This window comes from Massilia forsythiae, assembly GCF_012849555.1.
GTDB classification, from domain to species: Bacteria; Pseudomonadota; Gammaproteobacteria; order Burkholderiales; family Burkholderiaceae_D; genus Telluria; species Telluria forsythiae.
In genome coordinates, this window is sequence record NZ_CP051685.1 from 4,831,032 (window position 1) to 4,851,101 (window position 20,070).

14 protein-coding genes are annotated in these 20,070 nt (G+C 66.6%); 10 read left to right on the top strand and 4 right to left on the bottom strand.

Annotated elements, in window-relative coordinates; genetic code table 11:
- Positions 1-133 precede the first annotated feature (133 nt).
- The 6 genes from HH212_RS20310 to HH212_RS20335 all read left to right on the top strand — a co-directional run bounded on the left by HH212_RS20310 (position 134) and on the right by HH212_RS20335 (position 8,217).
- Positions 134-2,539 carry a glycoside hydrolase family 3 N-terminal domain-containing protein gene (locus HH212_RS20310; RefSeq protein ID WP_170204160.1) on the top strand — a complete coding sequence of 802 codons (2,406 nt, stop codon included), beginning with the start codon at positions 134-136 and terminating at the stop codon, positions 2,537-2,539.
- A gap of 31 nt (positions 2,540-2,570) precedes the next feature.
- Positions 2,571-3,782 (top strand): fumarylacetoacetate hydrolase family protein, encoded by a 1,212-nt coding sequence (locus HH212_RS20315; RefSeq protein WP_170204161.1) that lies wholly within the window; start codon positions 2,571-2,573, stop codon positions 3,780-3,782.
- 30 nt (positions 3,783-3,812) lie between these two features.
- Positions 3,813-4,604, top strand: coding sequence for a D-xylose 1-dehydrogenase (gene xylB / locus HH212_RS20320; protein WP_170204162.1), 792 nt, complete (start codon positions 3,813-3,815; stop codon positions 4,602-4,604).
- Positions 4,601-5,497, top strand: coding sequence for an SMP-30/gluconolactonase/LRE family protein (locus tag HH212_RS20325; RefSeq protein ID WP_170204163.1), 897 nt, complete (start codon positions 4,601-4,603; stop codon positions 5,495-5,497). The genes xylB and HH212_RS20325 overlap by 4 nt, the downstream gene beginning before the upstream one ends.
- 4 nt (positions 5,498-5,501) lie before the next feature.
- Positions 5,502-7,295: an IlvD/Edd family dehydratase gene (locus HH212_RS20330; RefSeq protein ID WP_170204164.1), complete on the top strand. Its 1,794-nt coding sequence runs from the start codon at positions 5,502-5,504 to the stop codon at positions 7,293-7,295.
- Between the two features lie 556 nt (positions 7,296-7,851).
- Positions 7,852-8,217: a PAAR domain-containing protein gene (locus HH212_RS20335; protein WP_170204165.1), complete on the top strand. Its 366-nt coding sequence runs from the start codon at positions 7,852-7,854 to the stop codon at positions 8,215-8,217.
- Here HH212_RS20335 and HH212_RS20340 read toward each other — a convergent pair.
- Positions 8,214-9,463 (bottom strand): IS3 family transposase gene (locus HH212_RS20340; RefSeq protein WP_229217358.1). Its coding sequence is split into 2 segments (ribosomal slippage): positions 8,214-9,178 and positions 9,178-9,463, totalling 1,251 coding nucleotides; the frame shifts between segments, so codons are not numbered across the junction. The genes HH212_RS20335 and HH212_RS20340 overlap by 4 nt on opposite strands.
- A 129-nt stretch (positions 9,464-9,592) precedes the next feature.
- On the opposite strand from HH212_RS20340, the gene HH212_RS20345 reads away from it, so the two are divergent.
- The 3 genes from HH212_RS20345 to HH212_RS20355 are packed head-to-tail and all read left to right on the top strand — an operon-like array spanning position 9,593 to position 11,269.
- Positions 9,593-9,796 (top strand): hypothetical protein, encoded by a 204-nt coding sequence (locus tag HH212_RS20345; RefSeq protein WP_170204166.1) that lies wholly within the window; start codon positions 9,593-9,595, stop codon positions 9,794-9,796.
- A complete protein-coding gene (locus HH212_RS20350; protein ID WP_170204167.1) occupies positions 9,796-10,686 on the top strand; it encodes a glycine zipper family protein in 891 nt (296 codons plus the stop codon). Before HH212_RS20345 ends, HH212_RS20350 begins: the two co-directional genes overlap by 1 nt.
- 7 nt (positions 10,687-10,693) lie before the next feature.
- Positions 10,694-11,269 (top strand): hypothetical protein, encoded by a 576-nt coding sequence (locus tag HH212_RS20355; RefSeq protein ID WP_170204168.1) that lies wholly within the window; start codon positions 10,694-10,696, stop codon positions 11,267-11,269.
- Between the two features lie 52 nt (positions 11,270-11,321).
- Here HH212_RS20355 and HH212_RS20360 read toward each other — a convergent pair whose 3' ends face one another.
- From HH212_RS20360 to HH212_RS20370, 3 genes are all read right to left on the bottom strand, one after another.
- Positions 11,322-12,131 carry an NAD-dependent epimerase/dehydratase family protein gene (locus HH212_RS20360; RefSeq protein WP_170204169.1) on the bottom strand — a complete coding sequence of 270 codons (810 nt, stop codon included), beginning with the start codon at positions 12,129-12,131 and terminating at the stop codon, positions 11,322-11,324.
- 182 nt (positions 12,132-12,313) lie between these two features.
- Positions 12,314-13,894: an aldehyde dehydrogenase (NADP(+)) gene (locus HH212_RS20365; RefSeq protein ID WP_170204170.1), complete on the bottom strand. Its 1,581-nt coding sequence runs from the start codon at positions 13,892-13,894 to the stop codon at positions 12,314-12,316.
- Positions 13,895-14,107: 213 nt separating this feature from the next.
- Positions 14,108-17,155 carry a TonB-dependent receptor gene (locus HH212_RS20370; RefSeq protein ID WP_170204171.1) on the bottom strand — a complete coding sequence of 1,016 codons (3,048 nt, stop codon included), beginning with the start codon at positions 17,153-17,155 and terminating at the stop codon, positions 14,108-14,110.
- 662 nt (positions 17,156-17,817) lie between these two features.
- On the opposite strand from HH212_RS20370, the gene HH212_RS20375 reads away from it, so the two are divergent.
- Positions 17,818-20,028, top strand: coding sequence for a WD40/YVTN/BNR-like repeat-containing protein (locus HH212_RS20375; RefSeq protein ID WP_229217379.1), 2,211 nt, complete (start codon positions 17,818-17,820; stop codon positions 20,026-20,028).
- Positions 20,029-20,070 lie beyond the last annotated feature (42 nt).

Consider the following 20,070-nt stretch of genomic DNA (forward strand, 5'->3'; position numbering starts at 1 on the left):
CTCCGATGATTGCGGTAACATTTCTGTTATGGAAATGTTCGATTTCTGTGGCAGCGCACAACGATTTGCAGCAAGCAAACGTCCGCCGGCATGACCGGCGGGATATAACGACAAGCAGTGGAGACGAAAATCGATGGCAATCAAACGTAGGGAATTCCTGGCGACCGTCGGCAGCGCGGCCGGCCTGGCGACCGTGGGCAGCGTGCCCGCGCTGGCGCATGCGGCCCAGGCGGCGGCGTCCGGCGGCGCGCCGTTGTACAAGCAGGCCGGCGCCGCGGTCGACGCGCGCGTGGACGACCTGCTGCGGCGCATGACGCTGGACGAAAAGATCGCCCAGATGCAGTGCGTGTGGCAGCAGAAGGCGGCGCTGCAGAACCCGGACACCAGCTTCTCCGCCGACAAGGCGGCCAAGGCGCACCCGCACGGCATGGGCATGTTCGCCCGGCCCTCGGACCGCCAGCTGGGCGCGGCCACGGCCGCCGGCGACGCCGGCGAGACCGCCCACCGCGGCCCGAAGGAGACCGCCGACTACGTCAACGCCGTGCAGAAGTGGGCCATGGAGCGCACCCGCCTGGGCATCCCGGTGCTGATGCACGAGGAAGCGCTGCACGGCTATGTGACGCGCGAGGCGACCAGCTTCCCGCAGGCGATCGGCCTGGCCTCCAGCTTCGACCCGGCCCTGGTGACGAAGATCTTCGGCGTGGCCGCGCGCGAGATGCGCGCGCGCGGCGCCAACCTGGCGCTGGCGCCGGTGGTGGACGTGGCGCGCGAGCCGCGCTGGGGCCGCATCGAGGAAACCTACGGCGAAGACCCGCACCTGTGCGGCGTGATGGGCAAGGCCGCGGTGATCGGCTTTTCCGGCGAGACGCTGCCGCTGGCGCCGGACAAGGTCTACGCCACCCTGAAGCACATGACCGGCCACGGCCAGCCCGAGAGCGGCACCAACATCGGCCCGGCCAACCTGGGCGAGCGCACGCTGCGCGAGGATTTCTTCCCGCCGTTCGAAAAGGTCATCCGCGAGACGAAGATCGCCGCCGTCATGCCGTCGTATAACGAAATCGACGGCTTGCCCTCGCACGCCAACCGCTGGCTGCTGACCGACGTGCTGCGCAAGGAATGGGGCTTCAAGGGCGTCACCGTGTCCGACTACATGGCGGTCAACGAGCTGATCACGCGCCACCACCTGGCCGCCACGCCCAAGGAAGCGGCGCTGCGCGCGGTCAAGGCCGGGGTCGACATCGAGACCCCGGACCCGCTGGGCTACCTGACCCTGGCCGAGCTGGTCAAGGAAAACAAGATCGCCGTGGCCGAACTCGACGCCATGGTGCGCCGCATCCTGAAACTGAAATTCGAGGCCGGCCTGTTCGAGAATCCGTACGCGGATGCCGCCCAGGCCGATGCCCGCACCGCCACGCCGGATGCGATCGCGCTGGCGCTGGAGGCGGCGCGCCGCAGCGCCGTGCTGCTGAAAAACGACAAGAATCTGCTGCCGCTGCAGGCAAATAAAGTCGGCAAGATGCTGCTGCTCGGCACCCACGCCAAGGACACGCCGATCGGCGGCTATTCCGACGTGCCGCGCCACGTGGTCTCGGTCTACGAAGGCTTGCAGAAGGAAGCGCAGGCGCAGGGCTTTGCGCTGGCCTACGCGGAAGGCGTGCGCCTGACCGAGGGCCGCGTGTGGGGCAAGGACGAGATCGTCTTTACCAAGCCGGAAGTCAACGCGCGCCTGATCGCCGAGGCGGTCGCGGCGGCGAAATCGGCCGACACCATCGTCATGGTCCTGGGCGACAACGAGCAGACCGCACGCGAAGCCTGGGCCGACAACCACCTGGGCGACCGCACCTCGCTGGACCTGATCGGCCAGCAGAACGACCTGGCGCGCGCCATCTTCGCGCTGAACAAGCCGACCGTGGTGGTGCTGCTGAACGGGCGTCCCTTGTCGGTCAACCTGCTGGCCGAACGCGCCGATGCGCTGCTGGAATGCTGGTACATGGGCCAGGAGACCGGCCACGCGGTGGCCGACCTGCTGTTCGGCCGCGCCAACCCGGGCGGCAAGCTGCCGGTCTCGATCGCGCGCGACACCGGCCAGCTGCCGGTGTTCTACAACCGCAAGCCGAGCAGCCGGCGCGGCTACATCGACGGCGTCACCACGCCCTTGTACCCGTTCGGCTTCGGCCTGTCGTACACCCGCTTCGAGATCGGCGAGCCGCGCCTGGAGCAGGCCCGCATCGGCACGGGCGGCAGCACGCGCGCCCTGGTCGAGGTGCGCAACAGCGGCAGCCGCCGCGGCGACGAGGTGGTGCAGCTGTACATCCGCGACGACGTCAGCTCGGTCACCCGGCCGCTGCTGGAACTGAAGGGCTTCCAGCGCGTGACCCTGGAGCCGGGCGAGCGCCGCACGCTCGCCTTCGACATCAAGCCGACCGACCTGTGGTTCTACAATGCCGACATGCAGCGCGTGGTGGAGCCGGGCACCTTTACCATTTTCGCCGGACCGAACAGCGCGGACCTGAAGAAGACCACGCTGACGGTGGCGTAAGCCATCCGGCACCATCTACACGAGAGACATCATGACAGCACAACAAGCGAACCTCCTGCCGGACGACCTGGACAATGCGTTGCTGGTGGGCCGCGTGTGGCGCCCCGCCGGCGCAGCGCAGGCCGTGGCCGGCCCGGCCGTGGTGGCCGTGCGGCGCGGCCGCGTGGTCGACATCACCCGCCACGCGGCGACCGTGTCCGACCTGTTCGAGCGCGACGACGCCGCCGCCATCGTGCGCGGCGCCGAAGGCGAGGACCTTGGCGACGTGGCCGAGCTGATGCTGGCGGCGCCCACCGCCGGCGGCCAAGACGGCGACGTGCCGCGCCTGCTGGCCCCGTGCGACCTGCAAGCCATCAAGGCCTGCGGCGTCACCTTCGCGGTGAGCCTGCTGGAACGCGTGATCGAGGAGCAGGCCAAGGGCGACCCGGCGCGCGCGACCGAATTGCGCGGCCAGCTGCAGGCCTCGATCGGCACCAACCTTTCCGAGATCAAGCCGGGTTCCGACGCCGCGCTGCGCCTGAAGACCGAGCTGTCCGGCCGCGGCCTGTGGTCGCAGTACATGGAAGTCGGCATCGGCCCGTATGCCGAGGTGTTCACCAAGTCGCAGCCGATGTCGGCGGTCGGCCATGGCGTCGAGGTCGGCCTGCACCCGGCCTCGCACTGGAACAACCCGGAGCCGGAAATCGTGCTGGCGGTGAACAGCCGCGGCCAGGTGGTCGGCGCCACGCTCGGCAACGACGTCAACCTGCGCGACATCGAGGGCCGCAGCGCGCTCCTGCTGGGCAAGGCCAAGGACAACAACGGTTCCTGCGCGATCGGCCCCTTCATCCGCCTGTTCGACAACGGCTTCACGCTGGACACGCTGCGCCAGTGCGAAGTGCGCATGCTGATCGAAGGCGTCGACGACGGCTTCGAGCTGGAAGGCAGGAGCCGCATGCGCGAGATCAGCCGCGACCCGCTCGACCTGGTCGCCCAGACCTGCGGCGCCCACCACCAGTATCCGGACGGCTTCATGCTGTTCCTGGGTACGATGTTCTCGCCGATCAAGGACCGCGACAGCGCGGGCGGCGGCTTCACCCACCACGCCGGCGACCGCGTCAGCATCTCGACGCCGTCGCTGGGCACGCTGGTCAACAGCGTCCAGCGCAGCGACGAGATCGCGCCCTGGACCTTCGGCGTGCGTGCCCTGTACGACAACCTGGCGCGGCGCGGCCTGCTCGCCGCCGCCAACCCAACCGCCTGAGCGGCGTTTTCACTGGAATTCGAACATCACATGTCAGACACCAATCAACAAGCTTTCGTCTACGCGACCTATCCCGACCTGGCCGGCAAGCGTGTGGTCATCACCGGCGGCGGCAGCGGCATCGGCGCCGAACTGGTCAGCGCCTTCGTGGGCCAGGGCGCACGCGTCTGGTTCCTCGATATCGCCGAGGAAGCCGGCCGCGCACTGGAACAGAAACTGGCCGGCGCGGCCCAGCCGGCGCGCTTCGTCAAGTGCGACCTGACCGACATCCCGGCGCTGCAGGCCACCTTCGCCGCCATCGTCGCCGAAGCCGGCGCGGTCGACATCCTGCTCAACAACGCGGCCAACGACGACCGCCACGAGATCGAGGACGTCACCCCGGCCTACTGGGACAACCGCATGGCGGTCAACCTGCGCCATAAATTCTTTTGCTCGCAGGCCGTCATTCCCGGCATGAAGGCGCAGAACTACGGCGTGATCCTGAACTTCGGCTCGATCTCGTGGTACCTGGCCTCGTCGCAGCTGGACCTGTACATGACCGCCAAGGCCGGCATCGAAGGCATGACGCGCGGCATGGCACGCGACCTCGGCAAGTACGGCATCCGCGCCAACACCGTGGTGCCGGGCGCGGTGCGCACCCCGCGCCAGCAGGCGCTGTGGCACACGCCGGAAGAAGAGGCGCGCATCCTGGCCGGCCAGTGCATCCAGGAGCGCGTCGAGATGCAGGACGTGGCGGCCTTGTCGCTGTTCCTGGCCTCGAGCAACGGCCGCCGCTGCAGCGGCCGCGAATACTTCGTCGACGCGGGATGGTACGGCGCATGAGCATCGACGACAAACTGGAAGGCATCACGCCGGTTCCGTTGTGGGAAGTCGGCGCGATCCTCGGCGAGGGCGTGCTGTGGGACGCGCCCAATCGACGCGTGTGGTTCGTCGACATCAAGGGCCGGCGCCTGCACCGCTGCGCGCACGACGGCGCCGACCGGCGCAGCTGGGATGCGCCGGGCCAGGTCAGCTTCATCGTGCCGGCTTCCGACGGCAGCATGGTGTGCTCGCTGGAAGACGGCATGTACCGCTTCGACGACGCCACCGGCGAGTTCCACCCGCTGGCCAAGGTCGAGGCGGACGACACCGGCAACCGCTTCAACGACGGCTACGTCGACGCCGCCGGCCGCCTGTGGTTCGGCTCGATGGACGACGGCGAGAGCGCCCCGACCGGGGCGCTGTACCGCTACGACGGCCGCCACGTGGCGCGCATGGATGACGGCTATATCATCACCAACGGCCCGGCGGCCAGCCCGGACGGACGCACGCTGTACCACACCGACACGCTCGGCAAGAAGGTGTACGCCTTCGACCTGGCGGCCGACGGCGCGCTGGCGAACAAACGCCTGTTCGTGGAACTGAACGAAGGCGGCGGCCACCCGGACGGTATGGCGGTCGACGCCGACGGCTGCGTCTGGATCGCCACCTTCGGCGGCTGGCGCATCGACCGCTACGACGCCGGCGGCAACAAAGTCGGCGAAGTGCGCTTCCCGTGCTCGAACATCACCAAGCTGGCCTTCGGCGGCGGCGACCTGCGCACCGCCTACGTGACCACGGCGCGCAAGGGCTTGTCGGAAGAGAAGCTGGCGCAGCAGCCGCTGGCCGGCGCGCTGTTCACCTTCCGCGCCGAAACGCCGGGCCTGCCGCAGCACGTGCTGCGCATCGAGGAGTGAGACGATGACCGAAAACACGAAAGACCAGGCCGGGCCGCGCCGTTTCCGCTCGCAGGACTGGTTCGACAACGAAGACCGCATCGACATGACCGCGCTGTACCTGGAGCGCTTCATGAACTACGGGATCACGCCCGAGGAACTCCGCTCCGGCAAGCCGATCATCGGCATCGCCCAGAGCGGCAGCGACATCGCGCCGTGCAACCGCATCCACCTGGAGCTGGCCAAGCGCGTGCGCGACGGCATCCGCGACGCCGGCGGCATCCCGATGGAATTCCCGCTGCACCCGATCTTCGAGAATTGCCGCCGCCCGACCGCGGCGCTGGACCGCAACCTGGCCTACCTGGGCCTGGTCGAGATCCTGCACGGCTACCCGATCGACGCCGTGGTCCTGACCACCGGCTGCGACAAGACCACGCCGGCGCAGCTGATGGCGGCGGCCACGGTCGACATCCCGGCCATCGTCCTGTCCGGCGGGCCGATGCTGGACGGCTGGTTCGAGGGCGAACTGGTGGGTTCCGGCGCCGCCATCTGGAAGGGCCGCCGCCGCCTGGCCGCGGGCGAGATCGACGAGGACAAGTTCATCCAGATCGCCACCGCCTCGGCGCCGTCGGCCGGCCACTGCAACACCATGGGCACGGCGTCGACCATGAACGCCGTCGCCGAAGCGCTCGGCATGTCGCTTACCGGCTGCTCGGCGATTCCCGCGCCCTACCGCGAACGCGGCCAGATGGCCTACGAGACCGGCCGCCGCATCGTCGGCATGGCCTTCGAGGACCTGCGTCCCTTGTCGATTCTGACGCGCGAAGCCTTCCTGGACGCCATCGTGGTCAACGCCGCCATCGGCGGCTCCAGCAACGCCCAGCCGCACATCGTCGCCATGGCGCGCCACGCCGGCGTGGAGATCACGCCGGAAGACTGGATGACCTACGGCTACGACGTGCCGCTGCTGCTGAACATGCAGCCGGCCGGCAAGTACCTGGGTGAGCGCTACCACCGCGCCGGCGGTACTCCGGCCATCATGTGGGAGCTGGAGCAGAAGGGCTTGTTGCGCTCGCAGCGCCCGACCGTCACCGGCCGCTCGATGGCCGAGAACCTGGTCGGTCGCGAAAGCCATGACCGCGAGATGATCCGCCCGTTCGACGATCCGCTCAAGCAGACCGCCGGCTTCCTGGTCTTGAAGGGCAACCTGTTTGACTTCGCCATCATGAAGACCAGCGTCATTTCGCCGAGCTTCCGCGAGCGCTACCTGTCGACGCCGGGTTCGGAAAACCGCTTCGAGTGCCGCGTGGTGGTGTTCGACGGGTCGGACGACTACCACCACCGCATCAACGATCCGGCATTGGCGATCGACGAGCGCACCATGCTGGTCATCCGCGGCGCCGGTCCGGTGGGCTGGCCGGGATCGGCCGAGGTCGTCAACATGCAGCCGCCGGATGCGCTGATCAAGCGCGGCATCACGGCGCTGCCGACGCTGGGCGACGGCCGCCAGTCCGGCACCTCGGACAGCCCGTCGATCCTGAACGCCTCGCCGGAAAGCGCGGCCGGCGGCAACCTGGCGCTGCTGCGCACCGGCGACGTGGTACGCGTCGACCTGAACGACGGCAGCTGCAACGTGCTGCTGGCGGACGCCGAGCTGGAAGCGCGCCGCCAGGACGCGCCGCCGCCGATCCCGCCGAACCAGACCCCGTGGCAGCAGATCTACCGCGCCACGGTCGGGCAGCTGCACACCGGCGCCTGCATGGAGCTGGCGCTGCCGTACCGCGCGGTGGCGCAGGAGATGCCAAGGCATAACCATTGATGGTTGCCGCTTCCCGCTCCTGCGGGAAGCGGCAGGCGCTGGGCAGCCTGCACTCTGGCGTCGCAAACCAGCGTCGTTCCCGACATTGCCGGAAACGACTCCCCGCGCAGGCGCACTACTGTCCAAGATAATCGTTATCTCTGCTTTAAGCGGCTTTTGTTGCTAGCAGTCACGTAAAATAACTCCTAGCCAACAACTCGTCGTCCCCGCGAAGGCGGAGATCCATACTGAGCTGGAAAATTTGGTAGTTCAGAGGCAGCGAAAGTGCTTCCAAAATCCCAACTTTAGATATGCAGAATGGGTCCCCGCCTTCGCGGGGAGTCGTTTCAGGCAGTGCCTGGAACGACGGTTTTTAGGCCAGCAATACTATCTTGGACAGTAGTGCGCGCAGGCGGGGACCCATAGCGAGCAAGCAGGATCGACATGCAAGCCCTTCGACTCTGTTACCGTCAGCATCACCTCGTCCGAACGATACAACAAGGTTCCACTACCGTTAGCCAGCGCGCTGGACAGTGATAGACTTGGTCTTCCGAACATCTCGTCAATGGAGTGCTGCATGGGCGAAAGGGCGATCATCAGACAGGGCGACAGGACTTCTCATGGTGGAACGGTCGTCGAGGGCCATCCTTTCTTGCTCATCTATGGCAAGCCGGCGGCTGGCGCCGGGCACAAGGTGCATTGCCCCCGGTGTCCAGGCAATGTCGTCATCGTCGAAGGAGCGGTAAACGCGACCATGATGGGTGTCAGGGTCGCGGTCGAAGGCATGAAGACCTCCTGCGGCGCCACCCTCATCGCGTCGCAAATCACTGCGACCATCGAATGTGGCTCCGGCTTCACTACGGCCCCGTCGACGGCCGCCCCTGTCGCATCTGCTGCCACTAAAGTGGACCCATCAGTCAAGACACTCAGCCGGCTAGTTTAAGCTGTGTCCGTTTCCACTTCAGCAGCTGCCCGGCGCTGCCCCGTACTGCCGATTTTTTCTTGCTCTAGGCCCGCGTCGCCGAACCTGTCGACGATCAGCGCACCGCCTCCGACACCGGCGCGGTAGACATGATCCGGCGTCTCATATCTCAACGCCTGATGCGGTCGCTCGGCGTTGTAGAACACAAAGTACTGCGCCAGGCCGACTGTTAGTTCGGGCATGTTGGCATAACCCTTCAGGTACACGTCTTCGTACTTCACGTTGCGCCACAAGCGCTCGACGAAGATGTTGTCCAGCGCCCGCCCGCGTCCGTCCATGCTGATCGCCACACCTTCGCGCTTGAGCACGCCGGTAAAGGCGTCGCTGGTGAACTGCGCGCCCTGGTCGCTGTTGAATACATCCGGCCTGCCGTGGTGGCGCAGCGCATCTTCCAGGCAGTCCACGCAGAACGACGCGTCCATGCTGTTGCTGATGCGCCAGGCCAGTACCCGGCGCGAGTACCAGTCGATGATCGCCACCAGGTAGGCAAAGCCACGCGCCAGGCGGATATAGGTCAGATCCGTACTCCACACCTGGTTCGGTCGCGTGACTGCTACCCCGCGCAACAGGTATGGATAGACCTTGTGCTGCGGATGCGGCTTGCTCGTCGCCGGCCCCGGCGCCATGCCCGCCAGACCCATTTCCCGCATCAAGCGCTGCACGCGCTTGCGATTGACCTGGTGCCCTCGACCTCGCAGGAACACCGCCATGCGCCGGCTACCGTAGAACGGCCGGCCGGTGTATTCCTCGTCGATCAGGGCGCGCAATCGGTCGTCTTCCTCGTTCATGCATGCCTGGCGTGTTACCGCTTCCAGCCGCCGATACACCGTCGAACGCGGCACGCCGGCCAGTTCGCACTGCATGGTCAGCGGCATCGCGTCTTCCCGCGCAATCCACCGTGCCCGCTCGGCAGGACTCATTCCCCAAGCTTTTTTTTGAGCCAATCCACCTGCATCTTCAACTTGCCGATCTCGCTGTACAGCTTGTCCTCGGGACTGCTTTCGTCCACCGGCTTCGGCCCGCGCTTGACGTCGAACAGCGCGCCGGCGTTCTCCAGAATCTCCTTCTTCCACTGCGTCACCAACTGCGGATGCACGTCGTGCTCCTGCGCGATCTCGTTGATCGTCTTCACCCCGCGCACCGCTTCCAGCCCGAGCTTGCCCTTGAACTCGGCACTGTGCACCCTGCGTTTTTTACCTTCACTCATTCGCTGTCATCCTTTCGCGGACGACAGCTTAAACCACTGTCTCAAATTCGGGGTCCACTATACACTTCTTTGGCGGGAGACGATTCGGGCACGCACAATTCGAGTTCCTCGCGGAGAAGCGCCGACAAGGTGACGCTTCCCTACGACGAGCAAGTGCGCGTGCTGGACCAAGACGGACAACCCATCGCCGGCATGCCCTACCATATCATCGACGGGTCCGGAAAGGTCTACAAAGGACTAACCGACGGTGCCGGATGCTGCCAGCGCGTCCACACCGAAAACGCCCAGTCGCTCGCCATATTGACCGGCGCTCCCGCTTTGGAGAAATGGTGATGAGCGCCTTTGAATTCGAGACGCTGACCAACACGGCGCCAGGATCTCGGCGGGACGTTACCAGTCACCACATGCCCGCCCGGGCGTTTTTCTTCATCGTCGTCGACGAAGTCGGGAAAGAAGGTTTTCTAGTCAGGAAAGTTTACGCGACGCCAACGAGTCCCTACCTTTCAAGCATGAACTTGTCTCCCTTGGCGCAGCTTAGTCAGGTGCAGCCGGAGAAATATGGGTTGATGCCGAAGAAGTGGGGGGCTCCGCCGACGGTGGCCGAGCACGTCATGGGCAACAGCTCGTCGTCTTACGTGTCATCGAGTTCCATCTTTCCGGAAGGGTCACCGCGCTTCGACGGCCGATCGGTTTTCATCGATATCGCCAAAGCGAAAGCCGCTGGTGCGCGCTTGGTATCCACTGAGGAGATTCTCGCTTCGCTCAACCAATACAAGGCCCAGAACCCGCACTTGGCCAAACGCGTCGACAAGATCGCCATGTATGTACAGGACTTTGATAGAGAGGTGCTGGTCCATAGCGAGAAAGTGCCGCCCAAGGCAATTTTCAACACCAGCTCGCTGAAGGTCGCCAAGGTTGCCACGGGCGCTGGACGGGTAGTGCAAGTGCTTGGCATCGTCTTGACAGCTTACGATCTGGAGCAGGCGTCGGAGAAATCCTTCCAAGCCAAAAGCGTCAAGCCGATCTCTGCTGAAGTGATCCGGCAAGCCGGCGGCTGGGGAGCGGCGGCGGCAGGTTTCAAACTCGGCGGCGTCGCCGGCGCTGCTTTGGGCATCGAAACCGGACCCGGTGCGGTACTCACCGGCTTGGCCGGCGGCATCATTTTTGGCGCTGCCGGTTATTTCGGAGCGGACTGGGTGGCCGACCATATCGACAAGAATTGAGGATCCGATGGATTTTTTCAAACGCATCGCGGCCGCGTTCGGGGCTGGAGCGACGCGAGACAACATGGCCGGCAGCTATCCGCCAGCGGCTCTGGACGAATTGTCCAACTTTCGACCTTACCCTCCAAAAGTCTTTTTGAAAGGCCAGGGCGTGTTCGCCTATCGCCTCGAATTCGGAGCGCTCGAAGCGGACGCCGCCGGCGTCGTCGGCGCTTTGGCGTCCGAGTTCGGATGGCCCAACCCGGCATTGCTCCAGGAGGGCCATGCCCGGCGCGGCGACAAATCGGTTCACTTTTCCATCCGCTCTGAATTCGGCGGCGTCGTCGTGGTGATCGTCACAAACTGCGCCGCGTTGATTAATAAAATCGACGCGCTAAATATTGTGCCTCCTCCGCCGTGGCTCGCCTTCCCTGATGCCGACCCATCGAGCTTGGGGAGTCTCCAAGGGGCCATGGAATATTGGTGGGATTGGCTGTTCTCGCCATTCTGGAGCGAGTTGGACGCGCGCGGCCGGGTGGCCTACCTTTCACGCTTTGCTGCACATGACGATTGGTTGGAATTTTTGTCTTCCCGCGCGCTTTGAGTCCAGCCGCGCGTTTGCCAACTTGTGCTGCCAAAACCGCACGGCCAACTATTCAAGACCGGTACTTCGGCCCGTTATGCAGGAACACCCCGCCCTGGTACGTCAGCGTGATGTCCTGCATCTCCTCCCAGTTCGCCGCATCCGGCACCCTGTTCGCGAATTGCGCCGAACTCTGTTCCGGCTTGTACCCCAAAAAGCGCGCATGCTTGTCGTCCCACCAGCGTCCTGGATTGTCCGAGGTGCCGAAGGTGATCGTGTGTCCCACGCGCGGCGTCAGCAGCGAGCGGCGCAGCAGCTGCACCAGGTCGTCCAGGCCGAGCCAGGTGGTCAGCTGGCGGTAGTTGGTCGCCTCCGGCCAGCAGTAGCCGATGCGGATGCACACGGTCTCGATGCCGAACCGGTCCCAGTAGTAGCGCGACAGCGATTCGCCGAACACCTTCGACACGCCGTAGTAGCCGTCCGGGCGCGGCGGCATGCCGGCGTCGACCAGGTCGGTGGTCTTGTACATGCCCATCGTGTGGTTGGTGCTGGCGAACACCACGCGGCGGATGCCGAGCTTGTGCACCGCCTCGTACAAATTGACCGTGCCGAGGATGTTGGCCTGCATGATCGGCGCGAACGCTTCCTCGGTGGAGACGCCGCCGAAGTGCAGGATCGCATCGACGCCCTCGCACATGGCCATCACCTGGTCCCTGTCCGCCAGGTCGCACCGGACGGTTTCCTCGCCGGGGCCGGCGGGGCCGAGGTCGGCCAGGTCGGCCAGGCGCACGATATCGGCGAACTGCCCTAGGTGCGGGCGCAGGCGCTGGCCGAGGTTGCCGGCGGCGCCGGTGAAGAGGATGCGTTTGAAGGGTTTGGTCATGGGCGTGAAATCGTGTCTGATAATGGGGATGCCAAATAGGCGTCGTCCCCGCGGAGGCGGGGACCCATACATCGCTACAGAAGTCGTTACGTCGGCGTTTCGGCTTCGTGATGCTCGGCATGGGTCCCCGCCTGCGCGGGGACGACGGATCAAGCGGTGGCAGCGATGCGACCGCTGCTGGATCAGGATGCCGTGGTCAACGTCCCATCCACCACGCGCGCCAGGCCCAGCGGGTTACCGTCGCGCAGCGCTTCCGGCAGCAGGTCGGCCGGCACGTCCTGGTAGCACACCGGGCGCAGGAAGCGCTCGATGGCGGTGGCGCCGACCGAGGTGCTGCGGCTGTCGGAAGTGGCCGGGAACGGGCCGCCGTGCACCATCGCGTGCGAGACTTCGACGCCGGTCGGCCAGCCGTTGAACAGGATGCGGCCGGCCTTGCGCTCCAGCGTCGGCAGCAGCGCGGCGGCGATGCCGTGGTCGGCGCCGGTGGCGTGCACGGTGGCGGTCAATTGACCTTCCAGGTGGCGCGCCACGGCGACGATCTCGGCTTCGTCGCGGCAGGAGATCAGCACCGAGGCCGGTCCGAAGATCTCTTCTTCCAGCGCCGGGGTGGCCAGGTAGGTGGCGGCGTCGCACTGGTACAGCGCGGCCTGGGCGGCGTGGCCCTGGCCTTCGGCGGTGCCGCGCGCCACCAGTTCCAGGCCGGCGACGCCGGTGCGGCGCTCGATGGCGTCGGTGTAGGCTTTATGGATGCCGGCGGTCAGCATGGTGCCGGCGCCCTTGCCCTGCAGCGCGGTGGCGGCGGCGGTGCGGAAGGCGTCCAGCGCTTCGCCCGCCAGGCCGATCACCAGGCCCGGGTTGGTGCAGAACTGGCCGACGCCCAGGGTCAGCGAATCGACGAAGCCGGCGCCCAGCGCGGCGCCTTTTTCGGCCAGCGCGCCCGGCAGCACGAACACCGGGTTGATGCTGCTCATTTCGGCATACACCGGGATCGGTTCCTTGCGCGCGGCCGCGGTCTGCATCAGCGAGATGCCGCCCTGGCGCGAGCCGGTGAAGCCGACCGCCTTGATGGCCGGGTGGTCGACCAGCGCCTGGCCGATCGAGCGGCCTTCGCCGATCAGCATCGAGAACACGCCTTCCGGCATGTCGCACTCGATGGCAGCTTTTTGCACGGCCTTGCCGACCAGTTCCGAGGTGCCCAGGTGGGCGCTGTGCGCCTTGACCACCACCGGGCAGCCGGCCGCCAGCGCCGAGGCGGTGTCGCCGCCGGCCACCGAGAACGCCAGCGGGAAGTTGGAGGCGCCGAACACGGCCACTGGACCGAGCGGGATCTTGCGCAGGCGCAGGTCGGCGCGCGGCGGGGTGCGCTGCGGCAGCGGCGAATCGATGGTCGCTTCCAGGAAGTAGCCGTCGCGGACCACCTTGGCGAACAGGCGCAGCTGGTTCACGGTGCGCATGCGCTCGCCTTCCAGGCGCGCGGCCGGCAGGCCGCTCTCGGCCGAGGCGCGCTCGATCAGCAGCGGGCCGATGTCGAGGATCTGCTGGGCGATCGCTTCCAGGAAGCGCGCGCGCCCTTCCAGCGGGACGTTGCGGTAGGCGTCGAAGGCTTGCTCGGCGAGCAGGCAGGCTTCCTGCAGCTGCTCCGGGTGCGCCAGGCCGAATGCCGGCTCCAGGTTGGCGCGGGTGGCAGGGTTGAAGGCGCTGGCGGTGCCGGCGTTGCCGCGCACGGTGCGGCGGCCGATGATCATGTCGCCATTGACGGTCATGGAGTCTCCTTGGAGGTTGGTGTGGAAAGGGGTGGATGAAGCGGCTGCGCCCCGCCGCGCGGCCGGCGGGCGGCAGCGGGGTGGGGCGCGGGGTGCGCAGGGGGATGCGCGCAAAGCGGGACAGTACGGTCGGGTCGAACCATGCATTCTCCGGAACGAGGGACGAACGGGGCGGCTTGCCGGGGTGGCGCCGCCGCGTTGTCCGTCGTACCGTCAGAAATTGTAACTCGCCTGGACCGTGTAGCGCGGACCGGTGGCGAACCAGGCGTGCCCGAAGGTGCCGGCGTGCTGCTGCATGGTCTGCTTCGAGATGGCGTCGTTCAGGTTCTGCGCTTCCAGGCCGATGCGGAACTTGTCGTTCACGTTCCAGAAGATCGAGGCATCGACCTGGCCGTAGGCTTCCTGCCACAGCGGCAAGCCCCAGGCCACGTTGTGCTGGCCGCGGGTCGGGCTGGCCGGGTTGGTGTCGGTGCCGTTGGTGTCGCGGGTGCCGAACACGTTCACGCCGGCCAGGTAGCGCGAGCGCCAGTTGTACGCTACGCGCGCCTGGATCGGACCCTGCTCGTACATCAGCGCCAGGTTGACCGTCTTGCGCGACAAGCCCTGCAGCGGCAGGTCGCCGAAGGTACGGCCGTCGGTGTCGCAACCGTTGACGTACAGGTTCAGGTTGGTGGCGCCGTCGGCGCCCGAGCAGTACTCGGAATACACCGGGTTGTTCAGCTTGCGCTTGCTGTCGACGTAGGTGAAGCTGGCCTGCGTGCCGAAGCCGCGCGCCCAGTCCGGCAGGAAGTCGTAGAACTGCTGGTAGGCCACCTCGAAGCCGCGCGCGAAGCCATGGGCGCCGTTGACCGGGCCGGTGACCGTGAAGCTGCGGGTGGTGCCGGCGACGTCGGTCACGTCGTAGTTGTACAGCTGGTTGACGATGATGTTCTTCAGGTCCTTGTTGAAGGCCGCGAAGGTCAGCGAACCGCTCTTGGTGAAGTACCATTCCGCGGTCAGGTCGGTCGACACCCCGGTGGTCGGGCGCAGGTTCGGGTTGCCGTTGGCGGTGCCGGTCAGCGACACGCCGCTCACCACTACCGCTTTGGTGACCGGGTCGGTGACGCTCTGGATCGAGCGCGACAGCGGAATGTAGCCCTGCAGCTGGTTGAAGTCCGGACGCGACATCGACTTGGCGGCGGCGAAGCGGAACTGCAGCTTGTCGCTGTACTTCATGCGCAGGTTCAGGCTCGGCAGGACGTTGTTGTAGTCGTTCTCGTAGTTGCGTGCGGTGGCAAAGGTGGCGATGTTCGGGATCAGGTCGCGCCCGGTCACGCTCGGCGCGGTGCCGAAATCGACCGCGCTCGGGTTGTAGGTGGTGTAGCCGAACGCGGTCGACTTGGTCTTCACGTAGCGCACGCCGATGTTGCCGTCGATCGGGTACGGCAGGTCGTCGAAGCCGAAGCGCAGCTGGGTGTAGAACGCGCGCGTCTTCTCTTCCTGGTAGTTGACGCTGACCGGGTCGCCGTCGAAGCCGGCCGGGGTCCACACGGTGCAGGTCGAGCCCTGCTCCTTGCACAGGATGTCGTGGTAGGTGTGCAGCTTGGCATAGCTGTCCGGATAGCCGCGCGCCACGGCGTCGGTCGGGAACACGATGCCCGGCACGGACACGTCGCCGCTGAAGAAGTTGTTGAACTGGGTCAGCTCGGCGCCGCCCGAGAAGCGCGGATCGTTCAGCGTGGCCAGGTGCGGGATCTGCCAGCCCACCATCCACGGCTGGGTGATGCCTTGCCAGTTGTAGCTCGGGTTGGTGTTCTGGTTGCGCGAATCGCGGTTCTGCAGGCGCACGCCGAAACGGATGTCGCGCAGCACCGGGTTGTCGAAGTTATAGCGGGCGTCGGTCTTCCAGGCCTTGCTCTCCGCGCGCGAGGCGTCGCGGTGTTCCATCGTGTAGGCCCAGTAGTAATTGGCCGGGTTCGACAGATAGGCGATGTCGCTCTGGTCGAAGGTGAACTTGGGCAGCGAGCCGGTCAGGTCGACGGTTTCCTTCGGCATCTGCACGCCGGTGGCGACGTCCGAGTCGAGCGCGTTGGTGCGCGCGCGCACCAGCTGGAAGTCGGTGGTGAAGGTCAGGTCCGGCGCGGCGCGCCATTGCAGGTTCAGCGCCAGGTCGCTGGTCTTCGACTTGCGGTCGGAGACGCGGCGGTCGGTGTTGAAGTTGACGCCGCCGTTCTTCGGATTCGAGATCACGCCCGACAGCAGCGCGCCGTTGGCGTCATAGACCCCGTTGGTGACCTGCATGTCGTAGGCGCGGTCGCCGGTTTCCTGCGACAGCAGCGCCTGTTCCGACCAGCTTTCCTTGTAGCGCGATTCGAAGTAGGTGAGGGCGGCGGTGAAGTCGCGCACCGGACGCCACTGGAAGGCGGCGTAGGTGCCCTTGCGGTCGCGGTCGATGGTCTGCGAGCGCCACTGGGCGCCGCGCGGCACCCAGACCGTGCGGGTCGGGTCGATGTTGGTGTGCGGGTAGTAACCCTCGACGAACAGCTCGTCGTTGCGGGTGTTGCTCTTCGACGAAGCCAGGTCGATCAGGGCGCCGAATTCGCCGAACGGCGTGTTCCAGCGGTTCGACAGCAGCAGCGAGCCGGACGGCTGCGACTTGCCCTTGCGCAGGTCGGAGTGGGTGTACGAGCCGATCGCCGAGCCCTTGAAGCCCTTGTAGTCGAACGGCATGGCGGTGCGCAGATTGACCAGGCCGGACACGCCGCCCTCGGTCTGCTCGGCCGACGGGTTCTTGTAGACGTCGACGCCGGCCATCAGCTCGGGCGGCACGTCGGTGAAGCTGAGCGAGCGGCCGCCGTTGGCCGAGAACGATTCGCGCCCGTTCAACTCGGAGCGCACGTAGGTCAGGCCGCGGATCGCGATGCCCGAACCTTCGACCGCGTAGTGCTGCGGGTCGCCCGGCATGCTGCGGTCCATGGTCACGCCGACCACGCGGCTGAGGACTTCGGTGATCGAACGGTCGGGCAGCTTGCCGATGTCTTCGGCGACGATCGAGTCGACCACCTCGTCGGCATCCTGCTTGAGCTTCTGCGCCGATTGCAGCGCGGCGCGCTGGCCGCTGACCACCACCACGGCGGGCTTGGCGCCGGCGGCGGTGTTGGCCGGGTTGGTGTTGGTGTTGACGGCGTCGCCGGTCTGGGCCCAGGCGGCGCCGCTATAGGCGATGGCGATGGCGAACTGCGCAACCGCCGCGGCGATTGCAGTCTTCTGGAACTTCTTCACTTTGTCTCCCCCGATACAGGTGGCTATATTTTTTTGAACGAACCGCCAGTGCGACCGGATGATTGGCTTAACACTGGTTGTTGTACGCTACCATACAATTTTCATAAATACCTTACTAGGCTGTAAGTTTTGTGAATACGCAACAGAGTACGTACAATTTTGTCTCGTAAATAGACAAGAAGCCATGTCAACAAAGAACAGAGTTGCGTATTTGCGACAGTAGTGGCGCAGAATTGCATGGGCAAAAAGCATGCTGCGACTGACTCCCGGTCAACGTTCCGGATCCTGGCGCTGCCGCCCTGTGCAGGAAACAAGGTCCACAAAGGCATGAACGGCTCGTCTTGTACCCGTCCACGGCACCATTCTTGCCGAACGGCGTCGAGATGGCGACGATGGCGTTGTAAACAAAGAAAAATTATCCGTTGTTTAGTAAATACCGGAAGTTCATGGCAAAGCGTGCAACATATGTTAGCGTGAACATTTCGCTTGCCATGGGGTGGGCGCTTCGCTTACGATGCGCGCATAAGCCGGTAATATGAATAACAACAATCAATAGCAGCTTGCAGGAGACACATGTTTGACGCACAGTGCGCCGCGGCGCGCGCCGCCGCCGTGTTTCTCGTGTTTGCGGCAGTTGCGTGAAACATGATGGAAATGGACCGATGAAGTTGAACCGCCTGGCAACCGCCCTGGCCGTCGCGCTGACGCTGACGTCGTGCGCGATGGTGCGCCATGACGCCGCCTCCGGCGCCGTCATGGCGGGCGTCGCCACGCCCGGCGCTTCCGGGCCGGACGCTGCCTACGTGTGGGACAGCGTCGCCATCGGCGGCGGCGGCTTCGTCACCGCCGTCATCCCCAGCCGCAGCGAGCCGGGCGTCGCCTATGCGCGCACCGACGTCGGCGGCGCCTACCGCTGGGACGCCAGTCAACGGCGCTGGCATCCGCTGCTGGACTGGGTCTCGGAAGACCAGACCGGCTACCTCGGCATCGATGCGCTGGCGATCGATCCGCACGACGCCGCGAAGGTCTACCTGCTGGCCGGCATCGCTTACCTGAACGGCGGCCGCACCGCCATCCTGCGCTCGACCGACTACGGCAAGACCTTCGCCACCATCGACGTCAGCGCGCAATTCAAGACCCACGGCAACGGCATGGGCCGCCAGGACGGCGAACGCCTCGCCGTCGATCCGGGCGCGCCGCGTGTGCTGTACCTCGGTTCGCGCCGCGACGGCCTGTTCAAGAGCACCGACGCCGGCGATACCTGGAACCGCGTCACCGCGCTCGACGTGAGCGCCACACCGAACGACGTCGGCATCGTCATGGTGCTGCCGGATCCCGCCAGCGCCAACGGTGGACCGGCGCGGCGCCTGTTCGTCGGCGTGTCGCGCTTCGGCAGCGCCGGCCCCAGCCTGTACCGCAGCGACGACGGCGGCGCCAGCTTCGCGCCGGTGAAAGGCGCGCCCACCGACCTGATGCCGCAGCGCGCCGCCTTCGACGGCGCCGGCAACCTGGTCGTCACCTACGCCAACGGCGCCGGCCCGCATCCGGACCGCAGCGGACGCGAACCGATGGACCGCGGCCAGGTGTGGAAGTACCGCATCGCCGGCGGCGCCTGGACCGACATCACGCCGCGCGGCTGGACCCGGCCGTTCGCCGGCATCAGCGTCGATCCCCGCGATCCGCGGCGGCTGGTGGTCTCCACCATCAATACCTATTTGCCGCAGGGCGATGCCAAGGGCGACCGCATCTTCGTCAGCCGCGACGGCGGCGCCAGCTGGACCGATGTCGTCGCGCGCGGCTTCGCGCGCGACGCCGCCGGCGTGCCCTGGCTGAAGGGCCATGCGATCCACTGGGCCGGCTCGGTCGAGTTCGACCCGAGCGATCCGCGCGCGGTCTGGGTCACGTCCGGCAACGGCGTGTTCCGCACGGCCGACATCGATGCGTCGCCCGCCACCTGGACCTTCACCGTGGACGGGCTGGAAGAGACCGTACCGCTGGGCCTGGCCAGCCGGGAAGGGCGGCCGCTGGTCTCGGCCATCGGCGACTACGACGGTTTTCTCCACGACGAGCCGGCCCGCCACGGCCGCATCCACGATCCGCAGATCGGCACCACCACCGGCCTGGCCGTGGCGGGAAGCCGTCCGGACACGATGGCGCGCCTGGGCGACAAGCTGATGCTCACCAGCGACGGCGGCGCCAGCTGGCGCGCCGCGCCGGCGCTGAACGGCAAGCGCGGCCAGGTGGCGCTGTCGAGCGACGGCGCCGTCATCCTGCATGCGCCGGAACGCTCGAACGGCGCCTGGCGCTCGCTCGATGGCGGCGCCAGCTGGACGCCGGTCGCCGGACTGGCCGGCGAACGCCTGCGCCCGGTGGCCGACGCGGTCGACGCGCGCGTGTTCTACGCCTACGCCGGCGGCAAGCTGCTGGCCAGCAGCGATGGCGGCGCCAGCTTCGCACCGCGCGCCAGCCTGCCGGTGGGCGGCTCCAGCCTGCTGCGCGCCATGCCGGGCCGCGCCGGCGACCTGTGGGTGGCGCTCAAGGGCGCCGGCCTGGCCCATTCGCTCGACGGCGGCGCCAGCTTCACCAGGATCGCGGCGGTGAGCGACTGCGGCGCGGTCGGCTACGGCAAGGCGGCGCCGGGCGCAGCCTACCCGGCCCTGTACATCTGGGGCACGGTGGCCGGCCGGCGCGGCGTGCACCGCTCCCTGGACGGCGGCGCCACCTGGCTGCGCATCAACGACGACGCCCACCAGTACGGCGGCCCCGGCGACGGCCAGTTCGTCGTCGGCGACATGAACCGCTTCGGCGTGGTCTACATGAGCACCGCCGGGCGCGGCATCGTCTACGGCAAGCCGGCCGCAACCCCGAACTGAGCGAAACGACCCCATGCGCCTTCTTCCGGACCTGTTTATGAA

Bases quoted from the DNA above. Each gene is read 5' to 3' on its own strand.
- HH212_RS20310 (WP_170204160.1), top strand. From the start codon at position 134: ATGGCAATCAAACGTAGGGAATTCCTGGCGACCGTCGGCAGCGCGGCC.
- HH212_RS20315 (WP_170204161.1), top strand. From the start codon at position 2,571: ATGACAGCACAACAAGCGAACCTCCTGCCGGACGACCTGGACAATGCG.
- xylB (WP_170204162.1), top strand. From the start codon at position 3,813: ATGTCAGACACCAATCAACAAGCTTTCGTCTACGCGACCTATCCCGAC.
- HH212_RS20325 (WP_170204163.1), top strand. From the start codon at position 4,601: ATGAGCATCGACGACAAACTGGAAGGCATCACGCCGGTTCCGTTGTGG.
- HH212_RS20330 (WP_170204164.1), top strand. From the start codon at position 5,502: ATGACCGAAAACACGAAAGACCAGGCCGGGCCGCGCCGTTTCCGCTCG.
- HH212_RS20335 (WP_170204165.1), top strand. From the start codon at position 7,852: ATGGGCGAAAGGGCGATCATCAGACAGGGCGACAGGACTTCTCATGGT.
- HH212_RS20350 (WP_170204167.1), top strand. From the start codon at position 9,796: ATGAGCGCCTTTGAATTCGAGACGCTGACCAACACGGCGCCAGGATCT.
- HH212_RS20355 (WP_170204168.1), top strand. From the start codon at position 10,694: ATGGATTTTTTCAAACGCATCGCGGCCGCGTTCGGGGCTGGAGCGACG.
- HH212_RS20360 (WP_170204169.1), bottom strand. From the start codon at position 12,131: ATGACCAAACCCTTCAAACGCATCCTCTTCACCGGCGCCGCCGGCAAC.
- HH212_RS20365 (WP_170204170.1), bottom strand. From the start codon at position 13,894: ATGACCGTCAATGGCGACATGATCATCGGCCGCCGCACCGTGCGCGGC.
- HH212_RS20375 (WP_229217379.1), top strand. From the start codon at position 17,818: ATGAAGTTGAACCGCCTGGCAACCGCCCTGGCCGTCGCGCTGACGCTG.